General features: G+C 67.0%; 6 protein-coding genes and 1 pseudogene. 2 read left to right on the forward strand and 5 right to left on the reverse strand.

Features of this window, described 5'->3' with window-relative positions; all coding sequences use genetic code 11:
• Positions 1–108 precede the first annotated feature (108 nt).
• Positions 109–1,869 (forward strand): peptidoglycan L,D-endopeptidase MepK, encoded by a 1,761-nt coding sequence (locus NF876_RS19740; protein WP_262270355.1) that lies wholly within the window; start codon positions 109–111, stop codon positions 1,867–1,869.
• Between the two features lie 63 nt (positions 1,870–1,932).
• On the opposite strand, the gene NF876_RS19745 is transcribed toward NF876_RS19740, so the two are convergent.
• Complete coding sequence (locus NF876_RS19745) at positions 1,933–2,793, reverse strand: urea carboxylase-associated family protein (protein WP_262270356.1); 861 nt, start codon at positions 2,791–2,793, stop codon at positions 1,933–1,935.
• 100 nt (positions 2,794–2,893) lie between these two features.
• Positions 2,894–4,042 (reverse strand): plasmid replication protein RepC, encoded by a 1,149-nt coding sequence (gene repC / locus NF876_RS19750; protein ID WP_262270357.1) that lies wholly within the window; start codon positions 4,040–4,042, stop codon positions 2,894–2,896.
• A gap of 1,562 nt (positions 4,043–5,604) precedes the next feature.
• Between repC and NF876_RS19755 the strand changes: the two genes are divergently transcribed.
• Positions 5,605–6,084, forward strand: coding sequence for a GNAT family N-acetyltransferase (locus tag NF876_RS19755; RefSeq protein ID WP_262270347.1), 480 nt, complete (start codon positions 5,605–5,607; stop codon positions 6,082–6,084).
• Here NF876_RS19755 and NF876_RS19760 read toward each other — a convergent pair.
• The 3 genes and pseudogenes from NF876_RS19760 to NF876_RS19770 form a co-directional block, all read right to left on the reverse strand.
• On the reverse strand, positions 6,054–6,212 hold the full coding sequence (locus NF876_RS19760) for a hypothetical protein (protein WP_262270346.1): 159 nt from the start codon (positions 6,210–6,212) through the stop codon (positions 6,054–6,056). The genes NF876_RS19755 and NF876_RS19760 overlap by 31 nt on opposite strands.
• 169 nt (positions 6,213–6,381) lie before the next feature.
• A complete protein-coding gene (locus tag NF876_RS19765; protein ID WP_262270345.1) occupies positions 6,382–7,245 on the reverse strand; it encodes a tetratricopeptide repeat protein in 864 nt (287 codons plus the stop codon).
• 227 nt (positions 7,246–7,472) lie between these two features.
• Positions 7,473–7,588, reverse strand: a pseudogene (locus tag NF876_RS19770) (30S ribosomal protein S21); the annotation flags it as partial.

Here is a 7,588-nt window from a genome sequence, read left to right on the forward strand (position 1 = left end):
CGAAATTCTGGCCTCACTTAACGCGAAGGTAACCGTCCTCGGCAAAGATCCTTTCACCATAAGGATCGCCGCATCCACGGATGCGGCCCGGTAAAGACGAGTATCACAGTGAGAGTATTGCGTACGGACCGCCGGGCGCATCGTGCGGGACAGTGGCTCCGGTTTTCCGCGAAGAACGATGCGCCGGCCCAAGGAATGAGCGTCAGGTGGATCCCGAAATGGGTGTCCACTTTCGGGTCGGATGCTCTGGCGTATCGCGCCGGCATCGGTCTTGCGGCCATTCTGATCGTCATGGTGGGCGGGGTGCGCGGCACGCAGGATGCCGTCGCCAACGGCGATACCCGCACGCTGAGCCTCTACAACAACAACACCAAGGAAAGCCTCACCGTCACGTTCCGGCGCAACGGCCAGTACGACTCGGGCGCCCTGCAGCAGCTCAACTGGTTCCTGCGCGACTGGCGGCGCGACGAGCCGACCCGCATGGACCCGCGTCTGTTCGATACGGTGTGGGAGGTCTACCGCGAGTCCGGGTCGAACGAACCGGTGCACGTGAACTCCGGCTACCGCTCGCCGCAGACCAATTCCATGCTCCGGCGGCGCTCGAGCGTCGTGGCCAAGAATAGTCAGCACATGCAGGGCAAGGCCATGGACTTCTACCTGCCGGACGTATCGACCGCGCGCCTGCGCGCCATCGGCATGCGGCTGCAGAACGGCGGTGTCGGCTATTATCCCAACGCCTATACGCCCTTCGTCCATCTCGACGTGGGCAGCGTGCGCGCCTGGCCGCGCATGACCCGCGCCCAGCTCGCGAGCATCTTCCCCGACGGCAAGACCGTTCACATCCCGTCCGACGGCCGGCCCCTGCCGGGCTACGACGAGGCCCGCGCCGAGGTGCTCGCCAAGGGCGGCACGGTGGCCGGCTACACGGCCTATGCGGATGCCGAGGAGGCGGTCGCCACCCAGCCGCGCCGCAAGAGCTTCTGGGCCACCCTGTTCGGTCTCGACGACGACGAGAACGAGGATGCGGAGGAGATCCGTGTCGCCTCGCGGCCCAGCCGCGCCATCATGGCGTCCCGTCAGCCGCAGCCGCAGCCGGCCCAGAACTACTACGCCAGCGATTCCAACGCGTCGGTCTATGCGGCGCTGCAGCCGGCGCAGGCGCCCGAGCCGGTCCGCCGCGCCCCCGTGGCGATCCAGCCGCGGCCCGAGCCGCCCGCTCCGGCCGTCATGGCGGCGATCGCCCCGGCCCTGCGTGAGGACCTGACCCCGCCGGCCTCCGCGCCCCTCCCGCCGACCCGGATCAACGGGGCGCCGAGCACCGTGCAGACGGCCTCCGGTCCAGCCCTCGCCTGGCAGCAGGGACCGGACGCGCAATCCGAGATGTCCATCCCCAAGGGCATGGCCTTCGCCCCGATGCCGCCGAGGCGGCCCGATGCGGATGACACGGGGCTCGAGCCCGTCGCCGGAACCCTCGCGCTGGCCTATGCCCCGCTCCCGCCGGCCCGTCCGGGCTCGCTCGCCGCCACGAACCCGATCCCCGAGGCCCCCGAACCGCGCGGCCCCGTGGAGATGGCCGCGGTCCCGCTCCCGCCGCCGCGTCCCGACCTGCGTCCCATCGTGGTCGCCGCGGCGGGCCCGGTCGATATCCCGGTCACCGGATCGACCCCGAAAGAGGTCGCGAAGGGAAAGCCTGCCGCCGCCCCGGAGGCGAAGTCTCCCCCGGGTGCGAAGAAGCCGCCGACGGCGCTGAGCGCCCTCATGTCGGCGGAGCCCAGCCTGCACATGGGCTTCTCGAGCAAGCCCACGGGTGACCTGGCGACGAGCCGCTTCACCGGGCCGGCGGTGAAGCCGCTGAACGTGGTGCGATAAGAAGGGGGCTCCGCAGGGAGCCCCTTTGCATTTCACCGGACCGTCACGCGGATGACGGCCGGTTCACTCGCCGTGTTGCCGCCCGTAGGCATTGCGCGCCGGCGAGGTCCAGCCCCGGGGCGGCGCCTTGGGCCGGTAGATCTCCACCAGCAGCGGATGGCAGACCGCCGCGTCGCTCGAATGCTCCGCGCTGCAATCGCCGCCCGGGCAGGCGGAGAGCGCGCCGAGCAGGTCGATCTCGGCGAAGAACTCCAGGTAGTCGCCCGGCCTGACGGGGCTCGCCTTCATGAAGTACTGCCCCGTATCGCGGGTGAAGCCGGTGCACATGAACACGTTGAGCACGTCGTGCACCGCCGGCTCGACCTCGCTCTTCGGGCGGCCCAGCCGATGGGCGAGCGCGCGGGTCAGGTTCGAATGGCAGCAGTAATGGTAGTCCTGGCCCGAGAGCAGACGATGCGTGTAGGGATCGCACCGGGTGCCGATGACGTCGTGCACGGAACCGCCATACTGGTCGAAACCGTACCAGTCGAGGGTGTCGTGCGTGATCGTCGCCATCGGCCTCAGATGCGGCAGGGACGACCAGAGCTGGTCCCCGGTGGACACATGCGTGCCGTTGAGGGCCCGCGTCTTGCCGGAGAAGAAGCGCTCGTCGAGATCGTCCGCCGCCCAGAGATTGAGGTCGCCCACCTGGGGGCCTTCGATACTGACGATCCGGAAGAAGCAGCCGGCGGGCACGCTGAAGCAGCGCGCGTCCCGCGGCGGGACGACGACCTCGTCCACCTTCTCCCAGCCCTCACGCGCCGCCCGGTATGCCGCGAGATCGGGCCGCGGCAGGGTTTCGACCGGATAGCAGATGACGGGGGCAACGCTCCGGCGCGCCTCCGCGTCGGCAGGATCGGACACTTGGTCCCGGGCGAGCTTCATGCTTTTCTCCAGCTTGTCGTGGTCACTTCCTTATAGGCAACAGGACCGGCACAGGCGAGCGCGAAGCGCCCGGGCGTGCAAAGCCCATCCCTCCAAACCCTCAGACCATCCTGCGCCGTCTCAAGCTCATCAGTTCCGGCTCCAGATCGAGACGACCGGCCTCGATCATGCGCACGACGGATCGGAAATAGCCGCCCGGATTCCGGATCCGGTTCCGGCCGCTCGACACGTCGTCGTCGTAGAGTTGCAGGACATAGATCACGGCCGTCGCCGCCCGGACGGCCCCGATCGCCGCGACGGCCTCGTCCCAGGCGCTCGGGTGGGCTCCGAGAGACGCACGGAGGAAGCGGCCAGCCGCGACCACGTCGACCGCATCCCTGATCGGATGAGCGCACGCGGACACCACCGGACAGGCCTCGGCGACCAGGGCCGGCAGCAGCGGCTGCCCCGGGGACGGGATTGGATCGGCAGGCGGAGCTTCAACCCGAATGCCCTTGTCACAAGTCTCACTCGGAGATCCTTTCTCTGCTTCTAATTGTCGGCATTGCGTGCCGCCACAGCCCGCCTGGTAGAAGGCATCCTCAGCACGTTGCCGGATGTCTTTCCACGCATCGAGCAGGCCCTCCGGAAGAGCCGTCCCCGAGCGCCTGGGCGTGCGGGCCTTCAGGAGGGAAAGGCCGCTCTCGATTCCGCCGCGATCAACACCGGGGTGATACTGGGCCAGCGCGCTCAGGGCCTCCTCGGCGGCGCGGCGGCAGATGGTGATCTCGTCGAAGGAGCGCTTCAGGCTCTCCTTCCGGCGCCTCTGGTCGGACAGGATCGCCATCCACTCGCCACGGCGGGCGTAGAGGGGCGTGAGATCGAACCCGAAGGCGTCCACCACCGTGCCGGCGGCATCCCGCACGGCGTAGCGCTTGCCGTTGGCCGAATCCTTGGGGATCACCACTTGGCATTCGATCAGGGCCCGAACGGCGTTGCGCACGGCCCGCTCCGACAGCCCCGTCGTGGAGATCAGACGCTGATTGGACGGCCAGACCAGCAGCCGGTCCATCTCGAGCTCGCCCCAGCACGCCACCAGCTGGCTCAACACCAGACGCTGCGGCGCGCTCAGGCCGAGCGCCTTCTCGGCCTCGCCCGCGGAGGCCGAGAGTTCCTTTCGTGTCACAGTGCGCCCGGTTTCGAGCGCGAACTTCCTCGCGGCCAAAGCAGCGTGTCTCAGCCGCCGGCCTCCAGACGATGCAAGCTGCATCGCATCCCTCCCATGTGAGGGCAAAGCGGGAGCGTTCACCGGAACCGATGTCGTTGACACTCAGCTTGTCGGGAGGCATAAGGATTGTCGCCAAACGAATCCGTCGCCGTCCCTCGGTGACTCCAAAGGCCCTCGAAGTTCCCGCTTCGTGGGCCTTTTGCTTTGCCTAGCCTCAGTTCACGTCTGTCATCTCCTGCTCGAAGAGCGTTGCGGGACAGCAGAGGAATGCGCGCCGGCCGATCTGAGCCCCTCGCGTGGATGTCGAACCCACATGGGGAATCCCGGATGCCAAGCGCATCAGCCTCCCGGAGGACCGCCGCGTGAGGGGCCTCTCGGAAGCGCTGACGACCGCGGCGCGCGGGGCGCCGCCGGTGCAAACTCCATTGTCTCGTAACGCCGTCAGAGATGTCCGATTCGGCCGTGCGGGTGGAGTCGATCCGTAAGAATTGGTTAAGGCTGACCACACAATTGTTGAAGAAACCGGGGATCGGCGATTCGTCAGGGGAGAACCGGCGAGTCAAGCCAAAGCTGACGTTGACGAATTGACATCGGCTCGATTCACGTGGGATGCCGCTTCTACTGCAGCGAAGCCAGCATTCGCCGAGTCATACTGGCGAGAGCGCACCTTCTGTTACAGACGGAACCCCGATCGACACAGCAACACGGATCCCGCCCGGAAGAATTCAGCCGCGAATCGCATGCGGATCCGGGATCGATTCAGACTTGCGGATCTTGAGCGATGCGGCCACGGAGCTGCGGCGACGGAACTGCCAGCCGCCGAACGGCATGATGACCTTGCCAGCGGGATCATTCGTCCGCTCGCGCTCCGGGCGCGGCGGGAGGAGAGATCAGCTCCCAGGCGCCCCCCCTCGAGCATCGGATCCGAGGCGCACATCTTGAAGCGGCGCACCGTTCGGGACCCTGTCTTGGCTCGGCCGGATGGTCACCCGGTTGTCATCACCGGCCCTGACCACCTTCTCCACGTCATCACCGGGCTCGTCCCGGTGATCTCGATTGTTTGAGCCGCGGCGCTTTTCCGCATCGGGATGGCCGGCGAGAGTCGGGTGATGACTGGCCGGCCATGACGTGGGGAGGGTGTTGTCACGGCCCTTGCCACCTTCTCCGCGTCATCACCCGCCCATCCCACCTCTCCACGTCATCACCGGGCTCGTCCCGGTGATCCCGCTTCCGAGAGGCGCCGCGCTTCACCTTATCGGGATGGCCGGCGAGAGGAGGGTGATGACTAGAGCATCGGACGGAAAAGTGGATCCGGTTTTCGCTGGCGCGGCCCGCTGGGTCCGTTCTGACCGATGCTCTCATTCAAGAAGAAAGCATCGGATGGATCCCAAAAGTGCATGTCCACTTTTCACGTCCGATGCTTTAGCCGGCCATGACGGGAGAGGCGGCAGAACCGGAAGTGTCCGACCCCGCGCTCCAGCGCAGCGCCCCACCGCATCGGCCTAGCCGGGACGAGCCCGGCCGTGACAGGGAAAGCGAGGTCATGACGCAGGGGATGAAATCTGCTTTAACGCGAACCCCGATGCGCTTTCCCGGACCCTGACATGTCCCCGATTACCCTCCGCACCGCCCTTCCAGCCGACCGGGAGGCCGTCATCGAGCTCATCCACCAGCTCAACGTGTTCGAGGCCGACCTCGTCGGCGACCGGCGGCGCGACTACAAGGCTGCGGCGGAATATTACGACGAGCTGATGCAGCGTCTGTCCCGGCGCAACGGCCGCATCGTGCTGGCGCGGGCGGAAGGGGCGACGGTCGGCGCCATGGGCTTCTCCCTCGACCAGGACGCCGCCTATGTGGCCGACGGCTTCCGCAATCACGGAACGGTCACGGACCTGATCGTGCACAACGACTGGCGTGGCCGCGGCATCGGCCAGATGCTGCTCAAGGAGGCCGAGCGCCTGACCAAGGAAGCGGGGCTCAAGCGGCTCTTCATCGGCGTCCTGGTGGCCAATGAGAGGGCGGACCGCACCTACCGGGCCTTCGGCTTCGAGCCTTATGTCTCGATCCTGTCGAAGGAGGTGTGAGGATCGGGATAGGCCTCCTCCCAGGTCTTGAGCATCGTCAGCTTCGGCCAGTGGGCCGCCCACGCCTTGGCCCCGATGCGTTCCCGGTCAACGTCCATCTTGAATGCGAAGGCCGGCATCGGCCGCACGATCGGATCCAGACGATCCTGCCGGCGCCGATCCGGGCATCGGGAAGCCCGAGACCCTCCACATGCGAAAGAAGCGCATGCAGGCCCGCATGCGCTTCGAGACGATTTTGGATGTCGGCGATGATGCGCAGGGGAGGGGCCGGGTTCACGCCGCCTCCCGCGACAGCCCTTACGAGCGGAACAGGCCTGCCACGCCGCCCTGCAGCCGGGAGCTGCCCTGGCGGGCGACGCTGTTGCTGTTGTCGAGCGCGAGAGCCCGCTGATAGCTCTCGAGAGCCTGGCTCCGGTCGCCCTTGCGCTCGAGGGCCACGCCGCGCCAGGCCCAGGAATCGGCGTCCTTGTTGTTCACGTTGAGGGCCGCGTTGAAGTCCTCGATGGCCTTGTCGTACTGGTTCGTCGCCACGAAGCTCTGGCCGCGGGCCGCATAGGGCGCGCCGACGAAGGGATTGCGGTCGATGGTGGCGTCGAAGTCGAGGATGGCCTGGGGGTGCATGCCCTGGCGCTGGTAGAGCAGGCCGCGCGAGTGGAGCGCCTCGGCGGATTCGGGCAGCAGGCGGGTCGCCATGTTCAGGTCGCTGAGGGCTTCCTGGTACTGGTTCTGGGCGCGGTACAGGTTGGCGCGTCCGATATAGGCCGGGCCATAGTTCGGATCGGCCTGAATGGCCCGGCTGAAGTCGGCGAGCGCCTGGTCGTTGCGGTTCGTCTGCCGCAGGGCGAGGGCGCGGTTGGTGTAAGCCGGTGCATAATTCGGATCGAGCTGCACCGCCTTGGAGAAGTCGGCCATGGCGCTGCTGTAGTTCCCCACGCGCGCATATGCGGCGCCGCGGGTGTTGTAGGCGCTCGGATCGTTCGGGTTGCGCTGGATCACGTCCGACAGGGACGAGATGTTGACCGTGCTCGTCCCCTGCGTGTCCTCTTCCACGACGGCAATGCGCTGGCTGGGTCCGCCGCCCGTGGTGGTGCAGGCCGCGAGGCTAAGGGCAACGAGGGTCAGGCTCAGGGGGGCTAAACGGCGAATCGATGGGGCGAACACCTTCGTCTCCAGCTTGTTTACTCACGGTACCAGGGAGCGGCACTCTGGCGGGAAATCCTTAACAGCCGTGAAACAAGGCATCAAAAAGGCGCCGACGCAAGAGATAATGCAACTGAGTTCGCTCCGGGCAAAACGAGCCCCAGACATGCAAACAGCGCCCCGCTTGCGCGACGGGCGCTGATTCACAACCGGTCGGCGAGGCCTTTTTCAAGGCCTGCTCGAAGAGCTTAGCGGGTCGGACGGGGCTTGGAAGGCAGCAGGCCTTCGCGCTGCATGCGCTTACGGATCAGCTTGCGGGCGCGGCGAACGGCCTCAGCCTTCTCGCGGGCCTTCTTCTCGGACG

Source organism: Microvirga yunnanensis (assembly GCF_025460875.1).